Raw genomic sequence first — 18,832 nt, 5'->3', positions numbered from 1 at the left:
GCAAAAGGCCCCACCCGAACGATGCGGGTGGGGCCCAAGCGACAAGGCGAGAGGGAGCTAGTCCTCCTTGGCCTCGGTTTCAGCCTCAGCGGACTCAGAAGTCTCAGCGGATTCGGCCTCCACGGCCTTCTCCTCTTCAGCCTTCTTGGAAGCTGCGGCGCGGGCGGTGCGCTCAGCCTCGTTGGCGGCAGTCTGCTCGAGGACGAGCGAGATCTGCGTCATCGGAGCGTTGTCGCCCGGACGGTTCTCCAGCTTGATCAGGCGGGTGTAGCCGCCCTCGCGGCCCTCGAACATCGGGGCCAGCTGGTTGAACAGGTAAGCAACGATCTCCTTGTTCGGCAGTTCAGCGGCAACGGCGCGGCGATCCGCGATGGTGCCCTTCTTTGCCTTGGTGATCAGCTTCTCAGCGTAGGGACGCAGCGTGCGTGCCTTCGCATCGGTCGTGGTGATGGCACCGTGCTGGAAGAGAGCCATAGCCAGGTTGGACAGAATGTGCTTCTGGTGGCTAGCGGACCCTCCGAGACGGGCGCCCTTCTTCGGGGTAGGCATTTTCGTACTCCTCGTGTGCGTTAGTTGAGCGCGTGCTCTTTTATGGACTCGGCTTTACTCGGTCTCGTCCCCGCTCGGGTCAACGAAGTCGCCGGTCTCGGCGTCGTAGCCCTCGATCTGGGTCGGGTCGAAATCTTCCGGTGCATCCTTCAAGGTCAGGTTCTGCGAAGCGAGCTTGATCTTGACCTCGTTGATGGACTTCTGGCCGAAGTTGCGGATATCCAGCAGCTCAGACTCGGTGCACTCTGCGAGCTGACCGACGGTGTGGATCTCCTGGCGCTTCAGGCAGTTGTAGGAGCGGACGGTGAAGTTCAGGTCCTCGATCGGCGTGTTGTACGCGGCCATGTACTCGGTCTCCTGCGGGGAGGGGCCGATCTCAATGCCCTCGGACTCCGTGTTCAGCTCGCGGGCCAGGCCGAACAACTCCACCAGGGTGGAACCTGCCGACGCCAGCGCGTCGCGTGCTGCCATGGAGTTCTTGGTCTCCACGTCGATGATCAGCTTGTCAAAGTCGGTGCGCTGCTCGACACGGGTCGCCTCAACCTTGTAGGCGACACGGGTGACCGGGGAGTAAATCTGGTCGACCGGGATACGGCCGGGCTCCCCGCCCGAGTTCGGCATAGCCGGGACGTAGCCGCGGCCGCGCTCGACAACAAGCTCCATCTCCAGACGAGCGCCCTCGCTCAGGGAGGCGATGTGCAGATCCGGGTTGTGGATCTCCACATCGGCAGGCGGCTCGATCGCGCCCGCGGTGACGTCGCCGGGGCCCTCAACAGACAGGTACATGACGACCGGCTCGTCGGAATCCGACGACAGGACCATGTCCTTGATGTTGAGGATGATCTCGGAAACGTTTTCCTTCACGCCAGCGATGGTGGTGAACTCGTGGAGCACACCATCGATCTTGATAGAGGTCACCGCAGCGCCCGGGATGGACGACAGCAGCGTGCGGCGCAGGGAGTTACCCAGGGTGTAGCCGAAACCAGGCTCGAGCGGCTCGATGACGAACTTCGAGCGGTTGGTATCGATGTACTCCTCGGTCAACTGCGGACGGTGAGAGATGAGCATGAACTTCTCCTTTGTCGGCTCCCGCTATATGAAGCCGGTAGGAACGGATGATGTTGGAAGTTTTCGCGCCACGCTTCGTCGATAAGCAACGGGCGCGAGACGAAGTGATTACTTCGAGTAAAGCTCGACGATGAGCTGCTCCTGCAGGGGCACCTCAATCTGAGCGCGCTCGGGCAGCTGGTGCACGAGGATGCGCAGGGTGTCCGGAACGACCTGGAGCCATGCCGGGACGACGGCGTCGAGCAGGTTGTCCTGAGCATCCTCGAACCAGAGCATGCTGCGGGACTTCTCGCGGACGTCGATGATGTCGTACTGGGTCACCTTGAACGACGGGACGTCGACGCGCTTGCCGTTCACGGTGAAGTGACCGTGGGAAACAAGCTGACGAGCCTGGCGGCGGGTGCGAGCCAGACCAGCGCGGTAGACGACGTTGTCCAGACGGGACTCCAGCAGGATCAGCAGGTTGTCGCCGGTCTTACCCGGGAGACGGTTGGCCTCCTCGTAGTAGCGACGGAACTGCTTCTCCATCACGCCGTAGGTGAAGCGAGCCTTCTGCTTCTCCTGCAGCTGGAGCAGGTACTCGGACTCCTTGATGCGAGCGCGGCCAGCCTGCCCCGGGGGGTACGGGCGACGCTCGAAGGACATGTCACCGCCGACGAGGTCGACGCGGAGGCGACGGGACTTACGGGTAGCAGGGCCGGTATAACGAGCCATGGTGTTTTACCTCTTTTCCTTTCTGCCTTAAACGCGACGACGCTTCGGCGGACGGCAGCCGTTGAACGGCTGGGGCGTCACGTCCGAGATCGAGGACACCTCCAGGCCAGCAGCCTGGAGCGAACGGATAGCGGTCTCGCGGCCGGAGCCGGGACCCTTGACAAAGACGTCAACCTTCTTCATGCCGTGATCCATTGCCTTGCGGGCAGCGTTCTCGGCAGCCATCTGCGCAGCGAACGGGGTGGACTTACGGGAGCCCTTGAACCCGACGTGGCCGGAGGAGGCCCAGGAGATGACAGCACCGTTGGCGTCCGTGATGGACACGATGGTGTTGTTGAAGGTGGACTTGATGTAGGCGTGGCCTGCGGCCACGTTCTTCTTTACGACGCGACGACGCGCGCCGGAACGAGTCTTCGGTGGCATAGGTTACTTCTTCTTTCCTGCGATAGTCTTCTTCGGGCCCTTGCGGGTACGCGCGTTGGTCTTCGTGCGCTGGCCGCGGACGGGCAGGCCACGACGGTGGCGCAGACCCTGGTAGGAGCCGATTTCAATCTTGCGGCGGATGTCTGCCTGCACCTCACGACGCAGGTCGCCCTCAACGGTGTAGGAGGACTCGATTGCATCGCGCAGAGCTGCGAGCTGATCGTCGCTCAGGTTGTCCGTACGCAGGTCGGGAGAAATGCCGGTCTTTTCGAGCAGTTCCTTAGCACGGGTTGCCCCAATGCCGTAAATGTAGGTGAGAGCGATCTCCATGCGCTTGTTGCGCGGGAGATCAACACCAGCGAGACGTGCCATGTGGCTACGTTCCTTTCGGGTTGTTACGGTGGTTTTCTCCCTACCCGTCCACGCCAAACAACGCTTTGTCCGGGCCGAGCCGGAGGATGGGTTGTGGTTCACGCGGCTCCAGCCACCGTGGCCGGAGGTAGACGACGCGACACAGTGCGTGCCGCGCCTGGGTAAGGAGGCTTACGTACTTACTTGTAGCGGTACGTGATACGTCCCTTGTCCAGGTCGTACGGGGAAAGCTCCACGACGACACGGTCCTCAGGGAGGATGCGGATGTAGTGCTGGCGCATCTTGCCACTGATGTGAGCAAGGACGGTGTGCCCGTTATCAAGCTCAACGCGGAACGTTGCGTTCTTCAGCGGCTCGATTACGCGGCCTTCGACCTCAATTGCGCCTTCTTTTGCCATTCAATCCACTTCCTACTGCCCCGCATTTATGCAGGTACTAGTCGTTTTTCACGTCTGCTACACGGTGCCAAACATAGCAAAACTTGCAGTGCTTGCACACCAAACGACAACTATAGCCATTTACCTGCGACAACACAAACCCCGCCTCCCGGTACACACGCGGGAGGCGGGGTTTTGCGTTCAGGCGCGATTAGTAGACGAAGACCTTGTCGCCGATCTGCAGATCGTTGAAGTAACGCTGCGCGTCAGCTTGGTACATGCGGACGCAGCCAGCGGACAGGATCGTCGGGTCGCCCTGGTGGAAGGCGATGCCGTTGTAGGTGAAGTAGGTCGCGTACGGCATCGGGGCGTTGTTGAACTCGTAGGAGATCTCGTCCTTGACCTTGCGGTTGACGTAGAAGGTACCGCGCGGGGTCTCCTGACCCGGGCGACCGGGGCCGACGAGGTCAGCGGTGTAGTAGACCTGGCCGTTGTTCTGCAGCCAGGAGCGGCGACCGTCAACGTCCACGCAGGCCTTGGCATCCTTCGGGCACGGGCCGTAGTCGAAGGCCGGGCGCTGCTGCTGGGCCGGAGCCTGCGCCGGGGCGGGAGCCGGCTGCGGCTTCGGCTTTGGCTTAGGCTTCGGCTTCGGGGTGCGCTCGGCGATAAGCCCCGGGAAGAGGCGCTCAACGGTCTGGTCGATCGACGCCTTGGCCTGCGCCGGCAGGTCCGGGTTGATCGCGGCGAGGCCGTCAGCCTGGGCGCGCAGGCTGTTGCGCAGGTTCCAGGCCGCGTCACGCACTGCCTGGTCGGTGCTGGAACCCAGGTTCTCCAGCTGGGTGTTCGCGCTCTTCAGGAACACGTCCAGGCCGGAGTTGGAAGACAGCTGGGCGATGGAAGACCCGCCGACAGGCTGCTGAGGTGCCGGCGCGGCTTCTGCGGTGGTCGGGTTGACAGCAAGCGAGGCAAACACGCCTGCGGCAGCGGCGAAGGCGGCGGCACGACGCTTGGTGGCCGAGGGCTTCGCGTGACGAGGTTTGTAAGACATAGACAGCAGTCTAACCACCTTCTGGCAGTTTTGAACAGTTAGGCGCGCGGAGAGTTTGCCTCGCGCGGGGTCAGGATGCGGGGACCCTGGGCAGTGGCGGCCACGGTGTGCTCCCAGTGCGCGGCGGGTGAACCGTCGGCGGTGACGACCGTCCAGTCGTCGGCAAGCACGCGCGAGTCGAACTCGCCGCCCAAGATGAGCATCGGCTCAATCGCGAGCACGGAGCCGTCCTGGATGACCGGGCCGCGGTGCGGTTTGCCCTCGTTGGCCAGGAACGGATCCTCGTGCATGGTGCGGCCGATGCCGTGGCCGCCGTAGCCGTCGAGGATGCCGAGGGTGACACCGAAGCGCTCCTCGGCACGGTAGGTGGCCTGCTCGAGCGCGTGCGAGACGTCGGTAAGCCGGTTGCCCGGCACCATTGCCTTGAGCCCCTCGTGGAGCACCCACTCGGTGGCGCGGTTGAGCGCGTCGACCTCGGGGGCGAGCGCACCCACACCGAAGCTCAGCGCCGAGTCCCCCACCCAGCCGTCGAGGGTGGCACCGCAGTCGATGGAGACCAGGTCGCCGTCCGCGAGCACGGTGTCCGCATGCGGGATGCCGTGGACGACAACCTCGTTGACCGAGGCGCAGATGGAGGCCGGAAAGCCCTGGTAGCCCTTGAACGTCGGGGTTGCGCCGTGCTCGCGGATCACGGACTCGGCCACCTCGTCCAGCTCGAGCGTGCTTACCCCGGGGCGGGCGGCCGCCTTGACTGCGTTCAGCGCCAGGCCGACGATGCGTCCGGCGGCCTCCATCGCGCCCAACTCCGCGGCCGTCTTCGCGGCAATCTTGCGCTTCCGGAATCCCATTGTCCTGCCTTCCTTTAAGTCGTGAAAACGAAAAACGGGGCCGGTGTAGGCGATACACCGGCCCCCTTCTTTGACGCTGCTACTTCAGCGCGTTCAGCTTGTCCATCGCGCGGGCGTTGATCTCGTCCACGTCGCCGACAGCGTCGATGGAGATGATCTCCTCGCCGTAGTGGTCGATCAGCGGGGCGGTCTCGTCGCGGTAGACGCCGAGGCGGGTGCGGATGGTTTCCTCGTTGTCGTCAGCGCGGCCGCGGGCGAGCATGCGCTCGACCACCACGTCCTCGTCAACCACGAAGTTCAGCACGCCGTCCAACTTCTGGCCCGCCTTGGTCAGCAGCTCGGTGAGGATCTCCGCCTGCTCCACCGTGCGCGGGAAGCCGTCGAGCAGGAAGCCGTCCTTCGCGTCTTCCTCCTGAAGGCGGGACTCCACCATGCGCGCGGTGACGTCGGTAGGCACGAGCTTGCCGGCGTCGATGTAGCTCTTGGCTTCTACACCCAGCGGGGTGCCCTCGCCGATGTTGGCGCGGAACAGGTCGCCGGTAGAGATGTGCGGGACGCCGAGCTTTTCGGAAAGAATTGCGGCCTGGGTGCCCTTGCCAGCACCAGGGGGGCCAAGAAGTACGAGACGCATTATCGCAGAAGTCCTTCGTAGTTGGATTGCAGGAGTTGGGATTCAATTTGCTTGACCGTGGTCAGGGCCACGGACACCATAATCAGGATAGCCGTACCGCCAAACGCGCTCATACCCATCTGGCCGGAGCCGGCCAGACCCGCGTCCAGCGCCAGGTTCGGCAGAACCGCGATGAAGGCCAGGTAGAGCGAGCCGACGACGAGCAGGCGGTTCATCACGTACGCCAGGTACTCGGCGGTCGGGCGGCCCGGGCGGATATCCGGAATAAACCCACCGTACTTCTTCATGTTCTCCGCCTGGTCGACCGGGTCGTACTGCACGGAGACGTAGAAGTAGGAGAAGAAGATGATCATGACGAAGTAGGCCACGATGTACTGCCAGGAACCCGGGTTCTGCAGCCACGCCATCACGTTGTTCATCCACCAATTATCCGGCGGGGTGGGGTCATTCATGGTGACGATCTGAGTGATCAGCACCGGCACGTACATCAGCGAGGACGCGAAGATGACCGGGATCACGCCCGCCTGGTTGACCTTCAGCGGCAGGTAGGTCGCGGACCCGCCGTACTGGCGACGGCCCACCATACGCTTGGCGTACTGCACCGGAATGCGGCGCTGACCCTGCTCGATGAAGATGATGCCGACAACCAACACGACGAGCGCCGCGATCACGATGGCGAGTGCCACGCCGCCGGAGTTCTGCAGAATGATCGCGCCCTCGGACGGCAGCTTGGTTGCGATACCGGCGAAGATGAGCAGGGACATGCCGTTGCCCACGCCCTTTTCGGTGATGATTTCGCCGAGCCACATGATGATGATCGCACCGGAGGTCATGACGATGATCATCATCACGAGGGTCCACACGTTGCGGTCCTCGATCAGCACCGGCATGCCCTGGCCGAGCAGCTGCTCGCGGTCCGCCAGCGCCACGATGCCCGCGGACTGCAGCAGCGCCAGCGCCACGGTGAGGTAGCGCGTGTACTGCGTCATCTTCGCCTGGCCGGCCTGCCCCTCCTTCTTCAGTTCCTCGAACTTCGGGATCACCACGGTGAGCAGCTGGACGATAATCGACGCCGTAATGTACGGCATGATGCCGATCGCGAAGATCGACAGCTGAAGCAGCGCACCGCCGGAGAAGAGTCCGATGATGGAGAACATCGTCGCCTGGTCGCCCTGGGAAATATCCTGCAGGCGGGACTGGATCAAGCTGTAGTCCACGCCCGGGGTAGGAATTTGGGCACCGACGCGGTAGAGAATCATCAGCGCAAGGGTGATCAGAATCTTGCGGCGCAGATCATGGTCCTTAAACGCCTGAAAGATAGCGGACACAAAGCCTCCTGGCTCCCACTGCAAACTTAAGCAGGAGATCGCGAACAGAATTCGTCACGAGCTGGCCCTACCTACCAAAAAGGCATGCAAAAGCTCACCCGTACATATTTGACCCCACTACCCTACCAGCCCGAACACGAAACCCAAGAGTCGAGTCACGGTTTAAGGCTGCTCCAACCTCACCCGAAGCGGGCTAGCACTTTTTCAGGTTGCGGCAAGGTGGGGCGTGTGGGCGTCGAGATGCAAAAGCCCCGTGGTAGACCGAGCTGTCTTGAGTTTACATACCAAGAGGTTTATCATTCCGTATGTTGAGAATAGAACTTCCTTTGAAAGGACCAACATGCTGAAGAAAATCGCAGCACTGACCACCGTCACCGCACTTACGCTGGGCCTGGCCGCCTGCGGCGATGAGTCGAGCGACACCGCCGAGGGCGATTCGCAGACCATCCGCGTCGCCACCTCGCCGGGGCCCTACTCCGAGCTTTTCCAGGACGCCGTGGGCCCGATCCTGGAGAAGGACGGCTACACCGTCGAATACACCTCCTTTACCGACCTCACCCAGGCCGACATCGCGCTCAACGAGGGTTCCGCGGACCTGAACGTGGACCAGCACACCGCGTGGATGAACGTGTTTAACGAGGAAAAGGGCGGCAACCTCGCCTCCATTACCGAGGTTCCGACGGTCCCGGCGGGCCTCTACTCGGACAAGTACACCGATATCGAGGAGGTCGCCGACGGCCAGACCGTGGGCATCCCGATGGACGGTTCCAACAAGTCGCGCGCCCTGCACCTGCTTGTCGACGCCGGCTGGATCACCCTGCGCGACGACGCCGACGAGACCCTGCTCGCCGAGTCCGACATCGCGGACAACCCGCACAACCTCGAGATCACCCCGATGGACTCCGCAAACCTCTCGCGCTCTCTGCCGGACCTCGACTGGGCCGTCATCCCCGGCTCCATGTCGTACTCCGCGGGCCTGGACCCCAAGCTGCAGGTCTTCCAGGAGAACCTGCGCCCGGAGCTCATCCTCGTGGCCGTGACCACCGAGGACAAGGTCGACGAGCCGTGGACCGAGGCCGTCGCCGAGGCCTACCGCTCCGACGAGTTCAAGGAGTACTTCGACGCCAACAACGAGAACAACTACTGGTTCTTGCCGGAATCCCTGCAGTAGCCCGGAAAGGTAGCTCATGACGCACTCCCCCGGCACCGCGGTCGCCTTCGAGCGCGTGTCCAAAGTCTTCGACACCGCGAAAGGCGAGTTCACCGCGCTCGAAGACATCACCTTCACCGTGCCCACCGGCGGCATCTCCGGAGTCGTGGGCACCTCCGGGGCGGGCAAGTCGACGCTGATCCGCACGGTCAACGGCCTGGAGACGCCCACCTCGGGCACCGTGACCGTGCTCGGCCGCCAGCCCGCCGAGCTGAGCCCGAAGCAGCTGCGCGAGCTGCGCCGCGAGGTCTCCATGGTCTTCCAGAACTACAACCTGCTGGAGACCAAGACCGTCGCGGAGAACGTCGCGACGCCGCTTCTGCTGTCCAAGACGCCGAAGGATGAGGTGAAGCGCCGCGTCGCCGAAGTCCTCGAGATGGTCGGGCTCTCCGACCGCGCGGACCACAAGCCGCGCCAGCTCTCCGGTGGTCAGCGGCAGCGCGTCGGCATCGCGCGTGCGCTGGTGACCAACCCGAGCATTTTGCTTTGCGACGAGCCCACGTCCGCCCTCGACCCACTCACCACCACCCAAATCCTCGAGCTGCTGCGCGACATCAACGAACAACTCGGCGTGACCATCCTGCTGATTACGCACCAGATGGACGTGGTGGCACGCCTGGCCGACTCCGTCGCCGTACTCGAGGCCGGCCGGCTGGTCGAGTCCGGGCCGGTGGCCGAGGTCTTTGCCAACCCGCAGGCCACGCTTACCCAGCGCTTCGTGGAAACGGTGATCCCCCGCGCGGTCCCCGACAGCGTGCGCGCCACGATTCACCGCGGCGACTACGACGAGGTCGTGCAGCTGATCCACACCGGCAGCGCCGTCGCCGACGTCTTTAGTGAACTGGCGCGCCGCTTCGATGTCGAGGCGCACCTGTTGTCCTCTGCCGAAACGGAACTCGCCGACACCAGCGTCGGTGCTACCATCCTCGGGCTGCGCTCTAACGGGCCGCTTGACGACGCGGTGACCTGGCTGGAGAGCCTCGACGGCGTCACCGTCAACCGCATCACTGGAAAGGACGCATAAGCCATGGAACAGCTCAACTCCTGGTGGCGCGACACCACCGGCTCCCGCGTCACCCCATCGATGTACGTCGACTCGTTTGGCGAGACCGTCTACATGGTCGGCATCTCCCTGTTCATCGGCGCACTCATCGGCATCCCGCTGGCGCTCGCGCTGGTGATCACCCGGCCCGGGGGCTTAAAGCCCAACGCGGTGATCTACAGTATCCTCAACGTGGTGGTCAACGTGATCCGCTCGCTGCCGTTCATCATCCTGCTCGTGGCGATCTCTCCGTTCACGCGCGTCATCGCCGGTACCGCGATCGGCACCACCGCCGCGCTCGTGCCCCTGACCTTGTACATCGCGCCGTTTATCGCGCGACTGATCGAGCAGTCCCTACTCGAGGTCAACCCAGGCATCACCGAGGCGGCCGACTCCATGGGTGCCAGCATGAGCCAAACCATCCGCTACTTCCTGCTCCCCGAGGCCAAGTCCTCTATCATTCTCGCCGTGACCACGGCCACCGTCGGCCTGATCTCCGCCACGGCCATGGCCGGCACCATCGGCGGCGGTGGTGTGGGTGACTTGGCGATCTCCTACGGTTACCAGCAATTCGACTCGGTGGCCATGCTCACCACGGTGATCATCCTGATCATCGTCGTCCAAGCGATCCAGTCGCTGGGCAACAGGCTCGCGCACCGGGCGCGGGCGTAGGTTTCGTGTATGCGCCGCTGCAGCTTTATGGACTGCGGCGGCGTTTTTCTTTGCGGGTCTGCTTGGTCGAGGCTGCTTGACCGTAGCCGCGCTAGATGTCGAGACCGGCAGGTCGAGTTCATTGGTTTTTGTAAGGGTTCTCGACAACCCGGTCTCGACATTTGCGGTCATTTCACGCAGATAGCGCAAGTAGGACAGCGTTTATCCCGCCCCGGGGAGCGATAATCGAGCTCCAACTTGCGCTGTTTAGCCGCGCCCGGCGACCTGCTCTGACCTGACCGCGCCCAACCCGCGGCCACCGTACCCTCTTTTCGCTACGCTGCAGGGGCATGAGCTCCCACGCCATGGCCAAAAGCAAATTCCCACCCGCCGACGGCATGTACGAGGCGGCCGGACCCACCAGTCAGATTGCTCTCCTGCTCTGCCACGGGTGGCACCCCGATGAAATCGCCCCGTGGTTGGAAGACGAGCTGGAATCCGACCCGGCGCCCCTGATAGAGGAAGTCAGCGAAGAATACGCACGCCTCGTGCCAGAGGCATCCGAGGACGCCAAGCGCATCGAAGTTTTGCACGAGGCGCTGGCAAAGCGCGGCATCGCTTTCTCGTTTGATGAGGCCTACACCAAGGCCGAGGCCGTCGAGGACGCGGGCAGGCACGCGGAGGAGGCCGGCCACCGAGGCTACGCCTACTGCACCCAGCAGGACGTAGACAGCCTCATCCACAGCGGGCTCCTCTACTTCGGCTTCGGGGACAGAGAAAACCCAAGCCTGGAGGCAGATGCCGAAGTTGCGGCCCTAGTAGTCGAAGCGCTCAAAGAGGTTGGCCTCAGCCCCGTGTGGGACGGCGACGCAAACGCACGCATCGAGTGCACAGACGTCGTCTTTGAGCTGCCGCTAAACCACTAACCACCAACGCAAAAAACCCGCCACCCCTTACACAGGGGCGGCGGGCTCAAGCGTTCTCAGACCCTGAGAGGCGCTTACGCCTCAGTGGTGGAGCCGCCTGCAGCCTTGATCTTCTCGGCTGCGGACTTGGAGAACTTGTTGGCGGTGACGTCGAGCTTGACGTCGATGTCGCCGTTGCCCAGGACCTTGACCGGCTGGTTCTTGCGAACCAGGCCAGCAGCGACGATGTCCTCGATGGACACGGCGCCGCCGTTCGGGAAGGCCTTGGCCAGGTCGTTCACGTTGACAACCTGGAATACGACGCGGTTCGGGTTCTTGAAGCCCTTCAGCTTCGGCAGGCGCATGTGCAGCGGCATCTGGCCGCCCTCAAACGCTGCGGAAACCTGGTAGCGAGCCTTCGTACCCTTGGTACCGCGGCCGGCGGTCTTGCCGCCCTTGCCGGCTTCACCGCGGCCAACGCGGTGCTTCGCCTTGTTCGCACCCTTTGCCGGGCGCAGATCATGAAGCTTGATGATGTCAGCCATGTGCTATCTACTCCCCTGCAACTTCCTCGACGGTGACAAGGTGACGAACCTTGAGCACCTGGCCGCGGGTTGCGGCGTTGTCCTTCTTGATCACGGACTGGCCGATCTTGCGCAGACCAAGAGCCTCGAGGTTCTTGCGGGTCTGCGGCTTCTCGCCGACCTTGCCGTGGTGCAGTGTGATCTTCAGTGCCATTGTGGTTTACGCCTCCTGTCCTGCACGTGCGCGCAGCATACGGGCCGGAGCGACGTCCTCGAGGTCCTTGCCACGCTTTGCGGCGACCTCTTCGGGGCGCACCAGTTCCTTCAGACCGGCAACGGTTGCCTGAACCACGTTCAGGGCGTTGTCGGAGCCGAGGGACTTGGCCAGGATGTCCTGGATACCTGCGCACTCGAGCACCGGACGGACTGCGCCGCCGGCGATCACACCGGTACCGGGAGCTGCCGGACGCATCATGACAACGCCTGCGGCCTCTTCGCCCTGGACCGGGTGGGGGATGGTGCCAGCAATCATCGGGACGCGGAAGAAGTTCTTGCGAGCCTCTTCTGCACCCTTCTGGATTGCGGCGGGGACTTCCTTCGCCTTGCCGTAGCCGACGCCGACCATGCCCTGGCCGTCGCCGACGACAACGAGCGCGGTAAACGACATGTTGCGGCCACCCTTAACGGTCTTTGCGACGCGGTTAATGGTGATGACGCGCTCGATGTACTTATCGCGGTCGTCGTTCTGGTTGCGGCGGTCGTCGCGGCGGCCGCGGCCACCGCGCTCGTTACGGTTTCCCTTGTTGTTCTGGTTGTCGGCGGAGCGTCCGCCGTCACGCCGTTCACGTTCGGCCATTACGCGATCCTTCCGTTGATGGTGATGTTTGCGGTGATCATTAGAACTTCAGACCACCTTCACGAGCTGCTTGTGCAAGAGCTGCGATGCGGCCGTGGAACTTGTAGCCGCCGCGGTCGAAGACAATGGCTTCGATGCCGGCTGCCTTGGCACGCTCTGCGACGAGAGCGCCAACCTTGGCTGCCTTGTCCTTCTTGTCCCCGTCCAGGTTGCGCACGTCCGGCTCCATCGACGATGCGGCAACGAGGGTGTGGCCGGCGAGATCGTCGATGACCTGGACGTGGATGTGGCGGGAGGAGCGGTGCACGACGAGACGCGGGGTCTCCGGGGTGCCACGCAGGGTCTTGCGAATACGGTTGTGGCGACGTGCGCGAGCCTCGCGGCGGCGGGACGAGATGTCCTTGCCGACCGGGGTGCGCTTGGTGTTCTCTGCAGTATTGCTCATGATTACTTACCCGTCTTTCCGACCTTGCGACGTACCTGCTCGCCTGCGTAGCGGATACCCTTACCCTTGTACGGGTCATCCTTGCGCAGACGGCGGATGTTCGCCGCAATCTGGCCAACCTGCTGCTTGTCGGTACCTTCGATCGAGAACTTGGTGTTGCCGTCGACAGCGAATGCGACGCCCTCCGGAGCCTCAATGAGGATCGGGTGGGAGTAGCCCAGGGAGAACTCGAGGTCCTTGCCCTTCTGCTGGACACGGTAACCAACGCCGAAGATCTCCATGTTGATCTTGTAGCCCTCGGTCACGCCGACAACGAGGTTGTTGATCAGCGAGCGCGACAGGCCGTGCAGCGAGCGGTTCTTACGGTGGTCATCCGGACGAGACACCACAATCTGGCCGTCCTCGACGGCTGCGGTGATCGGGGCCGGGATGTCGACGGTCATGGTGCCCTTCGGGCCCTTCACCTCGACGGTCTGGCCGTCAATCTTGGTCTCGACGTTGTTCGGGATTGCGATGGGTGCATTACCTACACGCGACATAGTCTATTCAACCTCCCCTTTACCAGACGTAAGCGAGGACTTCCCCGCCTACACCCTTCTCTTGGGCCTGTCGGTCGGTCAGCAGACCGTGCGACGTGGAGATGATGGCCACGCCCAGGCCGCCAAGGACCTGCGGCAGGTCGGTGGACTTTGCGTACACGCGCAGACCCGGCTTGGAAACGCGGCGCAGACCAGCGATGGAAGCCTCGCGAGTCGGGCCGTACTTGAGGTCCAGGGTCAGGGCTTTGCCCACCTTGGCGTCCTCAACCTTGTAGTCAGCGATGTAGCCTTCCTGCTTCAGGATCTCGGCGATGTTCACCTTGATCTTGGAGGACGGCATGGACACGGTCTCGTGGCGCGCGTTATTTGCGTTGCGCACGCGGGAGAGCATGTCCGCAATCGGATCAGTCATGGTCATAGCGAGTGACCGGTTCCTTTCTCGTTGCGGTTCCCTGTGATTTTCATCTACCCACCTGACCCATAAAGGTCGCGTTTTCCGCATGGTCTGTCGGGGGCTACTTCACGCTCCCCACGCTCAGTAACGTGGGGCGCTCGCCGCCTCCCTTGCACGCGGTCCGCATTTCGGCGGGGGGCCTGCAACAAAGTTGGATGTACATTTGGTCTTGTCGGCTTGTGGTTTTCACACAAGTCCGACGGATAACCCTATACCCAGGCCACCGCGCAGGGCAAATCGCTTATCGACGCCCACGAGTACACTCGCTGCCATGAATCCCCAGGCCGCCCTGCAACCAATCCTGCACCACCTCGACAGCACCCGCGAAGCGCGCGAGGCGGCGTACCGCTGGTTCCACCAGCACCCAGAGCTCTCTATGCAGGAAGTCCAAACCACGCAGCGCATCATGCAGGAACTCGAGACGGCCGGGATTTCGTTTACCCAACTGAGCGAGACTGGCGTCGTCGCCACCATCGAGAACGGCCCTGGCCCCGTCGTCGCGATGCGCGCCGACATCGACGCACTGCCGGTCCGCGAGTCCTCGGGCAAGGAGTACGCTTCCACCGCCACCCAGGTCGACAAGACTTCCGGGACGGAATACCCGGTCGCGCACGCCTGCGGCCACGACGTCCACCTCATCTCACTGCTGGGCGCACTGGACGCGTTTCACGCGCACCGCGATGCGTGGTCCGGCACGCTCGTCGGCGTGTTCCAGCCCGGGGAGGAGACCGCCTCGGGGGCTCGCGCGATGGTGGAGGCCGGGATCACCGAGGCCATCCCGCGCCCCGATGTCTACCTCGGCCAGCACGTGCTCTCATCGCTCCCCGGCGGCGCGGTCGGGACCCAGGCCGGCCCCGTACTGTCGCAGGCTTTCTCCGCAAAAGTCACGGTGCACGGGTCAGGCTCGCACGGCTCGATGCCGGAAAAGGGCGTCGACCCGGTACTGCTCGCCTCCACCATCGTCACCCGCTTGCACCACGTAGTCAGCCGCGAGATTGCCGCGGCGGAGACGGCGGTGCTGACCGTCGGCGCAATCAACGCCGGCTTCAAGTCCAACATCATCCCGGACTCCGCCACCTTGCTCATCAACACGCGCGCGTACTCGCAGGAGGTCAGCGACCACCTCAAAGAGGCGATCGAGCGCATCGTTCGCGCGGAGTGCCTTGCTGCGCGCAGTCCACGCGAGCCCGAGTTTGAGTACTACGACGTCTACCCCCTTACCGACAACGACGAAGCAACCACCGAACAGGTCCGCGCCGCATTCGAGGCCCACTTCGGCGAAGTAGCCAACCTAGGACGCGTCCCGGCTTCGGAGGACTTCTCCGTCATCCCCGACGCGCTCGGCACCTCCTACAGCTACTGGGGTCTGGGCGGATTCGCCAGCTACCCCGACGCACCTGGAAACCACTCACCCGAGTTTGCGCCCGACCTGCAGCCCACCCTGGACCGCGGGGCAGAGGCGATGATCGTGGCGGCGGGGGCCTGGCTGGCCCGCAGCTAACGTCCGCGACTAGCGGACGCCCGCGTCAGAACGGCAGGGCGGGCCGTGCTCGCACCCGCTGCTGCCCGATATCGGAGGCATCGCCCGCCTCATGGCCCTGCCTGTAGGCGTCCGGATCGAAGGAGCGCTTCGAGGTGTCCGCGTGCAGGTGGAGGCCACGGTCTGCGGCGAAGTCGGCGAGGGCGTTGCGGGCCTGCTCCGCATCGTCGATAAGCGCAAGCGCGTACGCCTGCGAAGTGTCGGTGACGCGGCGCTCGGACTGCGCGAGGCGCTGGCCGATGCGGGTGGCGAAGCCGGTCATGTACGAGCGACGGGTCACGATGATGGATTCGCCCAGGTGCGTCGCGTGTAGGCGACGCGCGCCGGCCATCATGACCGGGACGAGCAGGCTGTAGAGCGCGTCGACTCGAGCCAGGTGGTCGGTATGGCCGAAGAGCGTGGCCTGCTTGACGCGCGTGGAGTTAAAGGCGCGATTATAAAAGCCGGTGCAGTGCAGACTGTCGGCGATGGCGAAAAGCAGCTTGGCCTGCATGTCGGTGTACGCACCGCTGATGTCGTAGGTGCGGCGCTCGATCGTGTTGCCCTGACCAACGCTGGTCACGTCGCGCTCGCTCAGCCCGTAGGCGGCCATGAGGTCGAAGGCCTTAGCGTAAAAGGAGTCACCCTCCGGTGTGCCTTCCCTATCCGCCGCCTGCCGTAGCAGTTTCTGGACGCGAGCCTTGAGCTTGTGGATGTCTTTCATGAGCTTTACCTTTCGTAAGTTATGGTTGGTGCGTTTATTTTTACTACACATCGCCTATTCGCGCTACCCCTACAAAAAGCGCGCCGGTGGCTACTGTGGGACACACACGATCAACGAAAAAGGAGCACCCATGGCACGAGAGGAAAGCCTCCAATCCACCCACGCCTGGCTCGCGGCGCTGGCAGAGGAATTCGGCATCTCGCCGGCGCTGGTGCGCGAGCTCGTCGGCGACATTCTCAAGCTGACTGCCGACGTCGCCCACAACGGCCCGTCGCGCCCGGCCGCACCCACCACCGCCTTCCTCGTCGGCCTCGCCGCTGGCCAGGCCGACCTACCCCAGGACGAGACCGCGCAGGCAGAGAAGGTCCGCGCGCTGATCGCGCGCACCGGCGAGCTGCTCAAGCGCTACGACACAGGGGGCGCGGATGAGCAGGATTAACCGCCGCTTCGCCGTCACCAAGGTCACGCTCGCCGAGGAGGGCTCGGACGGGCCGAAGTTCTATACCGACACCCGCGCGGACACCGTCACGGTGGAAGAGCCCTTAGAGATCCGCGCGCAAGGCGAGACGCTGACTTCCACCATGCGCACCCCGGGACACGACGTGGAGCTCGCGCACGGGTGGTGCTTCTCCGAGGGGCTGATCACCTCTGCGGCAGATGTGCGCACCGCCCGCTACTGCGCGGGCGCGGTCGGCCCAGGCGGGGAAAACACCTACAACCTGCTGGACATGGAACTCGCCGAGACGGCGGCACCGGTCACGCCGGAATTCATCCGACTCACCCCCACCACCAGCGCGTGCGGAGTCTGCGGTTCCCAGTCCATCAGCGAGCTTTTACACAAGGTGCGCACGCCGATTGCACCGATCGAGCTGGATCCGGAGCTGATCGTCGAGCTACCCGAGCGGCTGCGCGCCGAGCAGAAGCAGTTCCGTAAAACCGGCGGCATTCACGCCGCCGGGGCCTTTGATTTGGAAGGCAACCCGATCGTGGTGCGCGAGGACATCGGCCGACACAACGCAGCCGATAAGGTCATCGGGCATTTGCTTCTCGACGGCGCGCTCCCGGCGCGCGACATGATCCTGGTGATGAGTTCGCGCGCCTCCTTCGAGCTCGTGCAGAAGGCGGCGGTGGCGGGGTTCCCCGCGCTCGTGGCGGTCTCCGCGGCCTCTTCGCTCGCGGTGGAGCTGGCGCGCGAGGCGAACATGGCGCTGGCAGGATTTGTGCGAAACCGCCGGTTCAATCTGTACGCAGGCAAGCTGCGTTCGGTAGAATCCCATACATGACTCCGCGCCACGTACCCAACGAAATCATCGACATGTTTTACCCGCCCATGCAGTACTTGCGGGAGAACACCGACCCGGACCACGCCCACCTGGTGTGCGTGCGGGCAACGGCGGTCAACGGGTGCCCGGTGTGCACGGCGATTCACCGCCGCAACGCGCGCGAGTACGGCTGGAGCGAGGACTACATCCTCAAGGTAGAGCAGTGGACTCGCCACGCGCGCGAGTTCAGCGAGACCGAGGCGCTGGTTTTGGAGCTGGCCGACGCGCTGACCGAGCTGGAGGACACACCGGAGTCCTTGTCTGAGGACCTGTGGGAGCGCGCGACGGAGGCTTTCGGCGAAGAGTACGTGCGCGCGCTCATCGTTGGCGCGGTTGGGGTCAACAGCTTTAACCGCTTGGGCATCGCGTTCCAGCAGGACCCGAAGAAGGTGCTCCGGGTCACGGAGTTCGATCTTGCGCCGGCGGATAAGCGTTAGACGTCGATAAGCGGCCGGGCGCCTAGTCCTTGTAGACGGTGTTGGTCTTGTTCAGCCAGGCGTAAACCGCGCCGATGCCCAGGCCGCCGCCGATGAAGTTGCCCACCCAGACGATTCCCCAGTTCAGCGCGACCGCGCCGAAGGTGAAGCCGTCTGGCTGCGGGTCGGCGAACAGCGCCATGCCCATCAGGCAGAAGTTCGCGATCACGTGCTCGAGCCCGAGGCCGACGAAGATGGCGATGGTGGGCAGGATCACGATGAACTTGGAGATGACTTCCTTGGACAGCAGCGCGCCCACGATGGCCATGTTGACCACGAAGTTTGCCAGCATAGCCTCGACGAAGGTGCCCCACGGGCCCTTGTTCAGCTTGCCTTCTACGAGTGTGGAGAGCAGGTGGGTGTTATCCAACGAGCCGAACTTGGCCGACTGGCTTAAGATCCAGGCGATGAGCAGCGCGCCCACCAGGTTGCCCACGGTGGCCACGACCACGATCCAGATGCCCTTGCCCCAGGAGAATTGGCGCACGGTGGCGGCCCAGGAGGAGAACATCATGTCGCCGGTGGCCAGCTCTGCGGCGAGCACGATAATGGCGAACAGGCCCAGGCCGAAGAGCATGGCGAAGACCACGGCACCGGAGCCGGGGAAGAGCTGCTCGGTCATGTTGCCCACGACGGCGGCGAACGCGGTGCCGACCATCAGGTAGATGCCGCCGAGGATCGACCGCACAAAGAAGCGGCCGGGCTCGTTGTCCAGCAATTCCTCCTTCTTGTTTGCCGCGGCCTGCATTGTGTCGTTGAGCGCCATCGCTCCTCCTTAGCTCGCGTACGCGCCAGTTTGCGTACATC

26 protein-coding genes are annotated in these 18,832 nt (G+C 63.7%); 8 read left to right on the top strand and 18 right to left on the bottom strand.

The features are described 5' to 3' along the window. Positions 1-57: 57 nt before the first annotated feature. The 10 genes from rplQ to secY all read right to left on the bottom strand — a co-directional run bounded on the left by rplQ (position 58) and on the right by secY (position 7,358). Positions 58-549, bottom strand: coding sequence for a 50S ribosomal protein L17 (rplQ, locus tag CIMIT_RS01995; protein WP_038588451.1), 492 nt, complete (start codon positions 547-549; stop codon positions 58-60). A gap of 54 nt (positions 550-603) precedes the next feature. Beyond that, on the bottom strand, positions 604-1,617 hold the full coding sequence (locus CIMIT_RS01990) for a DNA-directed RNA polymerase subunit alpha (RefSeq protein ID WP_038588449.1): 1,014 nt from the start codon (positions 1,615-1,617) through the stop codon (positions 604-606). Positions 1,618-1,725: 108 nt separating this feature from the next. Beyond that, positions 1,726-2,331: a 30S ribosomal protein S4 gene (rpsD, locus tag CIMIT_RS01985; protein WP_038588446.1), complete on the bottom strand. Its 606-nt coding sequence runs from the start codon at positions 2,329-2,331 to the stop codon at positions 1,726-1,728. A 27-nt stretch (positions 2,332-2,358) separates the two neighbouring features. Beyond that, entirely contained in the window at positions 2,359-2,754 is a 396-nt protein-coding gene (rpsK, locus tag CIMIT_RS01980) for a 30S ribosomal protein S11 (RefSeq protein ID WP_038588443.1), read from the bottom strand. A gap of 3 nt (positions 2,755-2,757) precedes the next feature. Beyond that, the gene (gene rpsM, locus CIMIT_RS01975; RefSeq protein WP_038588440.1) at positions 2,758-3,126 is read right to left on the bottom strand and encodes a 30S ribosomal protein S13; all 369 of its coding nucleotides are present in this window, start codon (positions 3,124-3,126) and stop codon (positions 2,758-2,760) included. A gap of 179 nt (positions 3,127-3,305) precedes the next feature. Continuing rightward, the gene (gene infA / locus CIMIT_RS01970) at positions 3,306-3,524 is read right to left on the bottom strand and encodes a translation initiation factor IF-1 (RefSeq protein ID WP_038588435.1); all 219 of its coding nucleotides are present in this window, start codon (positions 3,522-3,524) and stop codon (positions 3,306-3,308) included. 190 nt (positions 3,525-3,714) lie between these two features. After that, positions 3,715-4,551 carry a L,D-transpeptidase gene (locus tag CIMIT_RS01965; RefSeq protein WP_038588430.1) on the bottom strand — a complete coding sequence of 279 codons (837 nt, stop codon included), beginning with the start codon at positions 4,549-4,551 and terminating at the stop codon, positions 3,715-3,717. Between the two features lie 38 nt (positions 4,552-4,589). After that, positions 4,590-5,399 (bottom strand): type I methionyl aminopeptidase, encoded by an 810-nt coding sequence (map, locus tag CIMIT_RS01960; RefSeq protein ID WP_038588425.1) that lies wholly within the window; start codon positions 5,397-5,399, stop codon positions 4,590-4,592. Positions 5,400-5,478: 79 nt separating this feature from the next. Then, positions 5,479-6,030, bottom strand: coding sequence for an adenylate kinase (locus tag CIMIT_RS01955; protein WP_038588421.1), 552 nt, complete (start codon positions 6,028-6,030; stop codon positions 5,479-5,481). Further along, entirely contained in the window at positions 6,030-7,358 is a 1,329-nt protein-coding gene (secY, locus tag CIMIT_RS01950; protein ID WP_038588416.1) for a preprotein translocase subunit SecY, read from the bottom strand. Before secY ends, CIMIT_RS01955 begins: the two co-directional genes overlap by 1 nt. Before the next feature lie 340 nt (positions 7,359-7,698). Here secY and CIMIT_RS01945 point away from each other — a divergent pair, with 340 nt between their 5' ends. From CIMIT_RS01945 to CIMIT_RS01930, 4 genes are all read left to right on the top strand, one after another. Further along, positions 7,699-8,529 (top strand): MetQ/NlpA family ABC transporter substrate-binding protein, encoded by an 831-nt coding sequence (locus CIMIT_RS01945; protein ID WP_038588410.1) that lies wholly within the window; start codon positions 7,699-7,701, stop codon positions 8,527-8,529. Positions 8,530-8,545: 16 nt separating this feature from the next. After that, positions 8,546-9,592, top strand: a complete 1,047-nt coding sequence (locus CIMIT_RS01940; RefSeq protein WP_038588407.1) for a methionine ABC transporter ATP-binding protein — start codon at positions 8,546-8,548, stop codon at positions 9,590-9,592. Positions 9,593-9,595: 3 nt separating this feature from the next. Then, positions 9,596-10,282 (top strand): methionine ABC transporter permease, encoded by a 687-nt coding sequence (locus CIMIT_RS01935; protein WP_051904718.1) that lies wholly within the window; start codon positions 9,596-9,598, stop codon positions 10,280-10,282. Between the two features lie 329 nt (positions 10,283-10,611). Further along, positions 10,612-11,187, top strand: a complete 576-nt coding sequence (locus tag CIMIT_RS01930; RefSeq protein ID WP_095066743.1) for a DUF6891 domain-containing protein — start codon at positions 10,612-10,614, stop codon at positions 11,185-11,187. Positions 11,188-11,261: 74 nt separating this feature from the next. Here CIMIT_RS01930 and rplO read toward each other — a convergent pair whose 3' ends face one another. Genes rplO through rpsH form a run of 6 tightly spaced genes read right to left on the bottom strand, consistent with a single transcriptional unit; the run spans position 11,262 to position 13,948 of the window. Then, a complete protein-coding gene (rplO, locus tag CIMIT_RS01925) occupies positions 11,262-11,711 on the bottom strand; it encodes a 50S ribosomal protein L15 (RefSeq protein ID WP_038588401.1) in 450 nt (149 codons plus the stop codon). A gap of 7 nt (positions 11,712-11,718) precedes the next feature. Continuing rightward, on the bottom strand, positions 11,719-11,904 hold the full coding sequence (gene rpmD, locus CIMIT_RS01920) for a 50S ribosomal protein L30 (protein WP_038588398.1): 186 nt from the start codon (positions 11,902-11,904) through the stop codon (positions 11,719-11,721). Positions 11,905-11,910: 6 nt separating this feature from the next. Next, complete coding sequence (rpsE, locus tag CIMIT_RS01915) at positions 11,911-12,546, bottom strand: 30S ribosomal protein S5 (protein WP_038588395.1); 636 nt, start codon at positions 12,544-12,546, stop codon at positions 11,911-11,913. A gap of 40 nt (positions 12,547-12,586) precedes the next feature. Continuing rightward, the gene (rplR, locus tag CIMIT_RS01910; protein WP_038588393.1) at positions 12,587-12,991 is read right to left on the bottom strand and encodes a 50S ribosomal protein L18; all 405 of its coding nucleotides are present in this window, start codon (positions 12,989-12,991) and stop codon (positions 12,587-12,589) included. A 2-nt stretch (positions 12,992-12,993) separates the two neighbouring features. Then, the gene (rplF, locus tag CIMIT_RS01905; protein ID WP_038588390.1) at positions 12,994-13,530 is read right to left on the bottom strand and encodes a 50S ribosomal protein L6; all 537 of its coding nucleotides are present in this window, start codon (positions 13,528-13,530) and stop codon (positions 12,994-12,996) included. A 19-nt stretch (positions 13,531-13,549) separates the two neighbouring features. Beyond that, positions 13,550-13,948 (bottom strand): 30S ribosomal protein S8, encoded by a 399-nt coding sequence (rpsH, locus tag CIMIT_RS01900; RefSeq protein WP_038588387.1) that lies wholly within the window; start codon positions 13,946-13,948, stop codon positions 13,550-13,552. A 307-nt stretch (positions 13,949-14,255) separates the two neighbouring features. On the opposite strand from rpsH, the gene CIMIT_RS01895 reads away from it, so the two are divergent. Then, positions 14,256-15,485 (top strand): amidohydrolase, encoded by a 1,230-nt coding sequence (locus CIMIT_RS01895; protein WP_038588384.1) that lies wholly within the window; start codon positions 14,256-14,258, stop codon positions 15,483-15,485. Between the two features lie 25 nt (positions 15,486-15,510). On the opposite strand, the gene CIMIT_RS01890 is transcribed toward CIMIT_RS01895, so the two are convergent. Beyond that, positions 15,511-16,227, bottom strand: coding sequence for a DUF2786 domain-containing protein (locus CIMIT_RS01890; RefSeq protein ID WP_038588380.1), 717 nt, complete (start codon positions 16,225-16,227; stop codon positions 15,511-15,513). 130 nt (positions 16,228-16,357) lie between these two features. Here CIMIT_RS01890 and CIMIT_RS12520 point away from each other — a divergent pair, with 130 nt between their 5' ends. From CIMIT_RS12520 to CIMIT_RS01875, 3 genes are read left to right on the top strand one after another with little or no spacing between them, the layout of a single operon-like run. Then, positions 16,358-16,666, top strand: coding sequence for a DUF6457 domain-containing protein (locus CIMIT_RS12520; RefSeq protein ID WP_038588376.1), 309 nt, complete (start codon positions 16,358-16,360; stop codon positions 16,664-16,666). Next, positions 16,653-17,510, top strand: a complete 858-nt coding sequence (gene fdhD / locus CIMIT_RS01880; RefSeq protein WP_038588373.1) for a formate dehydrogenase accessory sulfurtransferase FdhD — start codon at positions 16,653-16,655, stop codon at positions 17,508-17,510. Before CIMIT_RS12520 ends, fdhD begins: the two co-directional genes overlap by 14 nt. Continuing rightward, positions 17,507-17,986: a carboxymuconolactone decarboxylase family protein gene (locus CIMIT_RS01875; RefSeq protein ID WP_038588370.1), complete on the top strand. Its 480-nt coding sequence runs from the start codon at positions 17,507-17,509 to the stop codon at positions 17,984-17,986. Before fdhD ends, CIMIT_RS01875 begins: the two co-directional genes overlap by 4 nt. 22 nt (positions 17,987-18,008) lie before the next feature. On the opposite strand, the gene CIMIT_RS01870 is transcribed toward CIMIT_RS01875, so the two are convergent. Then, the gene (locus CIMIT_RS01870; protein ID WP_038588367.1) at positions 18,009-18,791 is read right to left on the bottom strand and encodes a formate/nitrite transporter family protein; all 783 of its coding nucleotides are present in this window, start codon (positions 18,789-18,791) and stop codon (positions 18,009-18,011) included. Positions 18,792-18,832: the final 41 nt, after the last annotated feature.

This window comes from Corynebacterium imitans (assembly GCF_000739455.1).
GTDB classification, from domain to species: Bacteria; Actinomycetota; Actinomycetes; order Mycobacteriales; family Mycobacteriaceae; genus Corynebacterium; species Corynebacterium imitans.
Note: the sequence above shows the minus strand (reverse complement) of the source record. Positions and strands in the feature narration are given on the sequence as shown.

Bases quoted from the DNA above. Each gene is read 5' to 3' on its own strand.
- CIMIT_RS01895 (WP_038588384.1), top strand. From the start codon at position 14,256: ATGAATCCCCAGGCCGCCCTGCAACCAATCCTGCACCACCTCGACAGC.
- rpsE (WP_038588395.1), bottom strand. From the start codon at position 12,546: ATGGCCGAACGTGAACGGCGTGACGGCGGACGCTCCGCCGACAACCAG.
- CIMIT_RS01890 (WP_038588380.1), bottom strand. From the start codon at position 16,227: ATGAAAGACATCCACAAGCTCAAGGCTCGCGTCCAGAAACTGCTACGG.
- infA (WP_038588435.1), bottom strand. From the start codon at position 3,524: ATGGCAAAAGAAGGCGCAATTGAGGTCGAAGGCCGCGTAATCGAGCCG.
- fdhD (WP_038588373.1), top strand. From the start codon at position 16,653: ATGAGCAGGATTAACCGCCGCTTCGCCGTCACCAAGGTCACGCTCGCC.
- CIMIT_RS01940 (WP_038588407.1), top strand. From the start codon at position 8,546: ATGACGCACTCCCCCGGCACCGCGGTCGCCTTCGAGCGCGTGTCCAAA.
- CIMIT_RS01930 (WP_095066743.1), top strand. From the start codon at position 10,612: ATGAGCTCCCACGCCATGGCCAAAAGCAAATTCCCACCCGCCGACGGC.
- rplF (WP_038588390.1), bottom strand. From the start codon at position 13,530: ATGTCGCGTGTAGGTAATGCACCCATCGCAATCCCGAACAACGTCGAG.
- rpsK (WP_038588443.1), bottom strand. From the start codon at position 2,754: ATGCCACCGAAGACTCGTTCCGGCGCGCGTCGTCGCGTCGTAAAGAAG.
- map (WP_038588425.1), bottom strand. From the start codon at position 5,399: ATGGGATTCCGGAAGCGCAAGATTGCCGCGAAGACGGCCGCGGAGTTG.
- CIMIT_RS01870 (WP_038588367.1), bottom strand. From the start codon at position 18,791: ATGGCGCTCAACGACACAATGCAGGCCGCGGCAAACAAGAAGGAGGAA.
- rpmD (WP_038588398.1), bottom strand. From the start codon at position 11,904: ATGGCACTGAAGATCACACTGCACCACGGCAAGGTCGGCGAGAAGCCG.
- rpsD (WP_038588446.1), bottom strand. From the start codon at position 2,331: ATGGCTCGTTATACCGGCCCTGCTACCCGTAAGTCCCGTCGCCTCCGC.
- CIMIT_RS01935 (WP_051904718.1), top strand. From the start codon at position 9,596: ATGGAACAGCTCAACTCCTGGTGGCGCGACACCACCGGCTCCCGCGTC.
- rpsH (WP_038588387.1), bottom strand. From the start codon at position 13,948: ATGACCATGACTGATCCGATTGCGGACATGCTCTCCCGCGTGCGCAAC.
- CIMIT_RS01990 (WP_038588449.1), bottom strand. From the start codon at position 1,617: ATGCTCATCTCTCACCGTCCGCAGTTGACCGAGGAGTACATCGATACC.
- CIMIT_RS01955 (WP_038588421.1), bottom strand. From the start codon at position 6,030: ATGCGTCTCGTACTTCTTGGCCCCCCTGGTGCTGGCAAGGGCACCCAG.
- rplR (WP_038588393.1), bottom strand. From the start codon at position 12,991: ATGAGCAATACTGCAGAGAACACCAAGCGCACCCCGGTCGGCAAGGAC.
- CIMIT_RS12520 (WP_038588376.1), top strand. From the start codon at position 16,358: ATGGCACGAGAGGAAAGCCTCCAATCCACCCACGCCTGGCTCGCGGCG.
- CIMIT_RS01945 (WP_038588410.1), top strand. From the start codon at position 7,699: ATGCTGAAGAAAATCGCAGCACTGACCACCGTCACCGCACTTACGCTG.
- rpsM (WP_038588440.1), bottom strand. From the start codon at position 3,126: ATGGCACGTCTCGCTGGTGTTGATCTCCCGCGCAACAAGCGCATGGAG.
- CIMIT_RS01875 (WP_038588370.1), top strand. From the start codon at position 17,507: ATGACTCCGCGCCACGTACCCAACGAAATCATCGACATGTTTTACCCG.
- CIMIT_RS01965 (WP_038588430.1), bottom strand. From the start codon at position 4,551: ATGTCTTACAAACCTCGTCACGCGAAGCCCTCGGCCACCAAGCGTCGT.
- rplO (WP_038588401.1), bottom strand. From the start codon at position 11,711: ATGGCTGACATCATCAAGCTTCATGATCTGCGCCCGGCAAAGGGTGCG.
- rplQ (WP_038588451.1), bottom strand. From the start codon at position 549: ATGCCTACCCCGAAGAAGGGCGCCCGTCTCGGAGGGTCCGCTAGCCAC.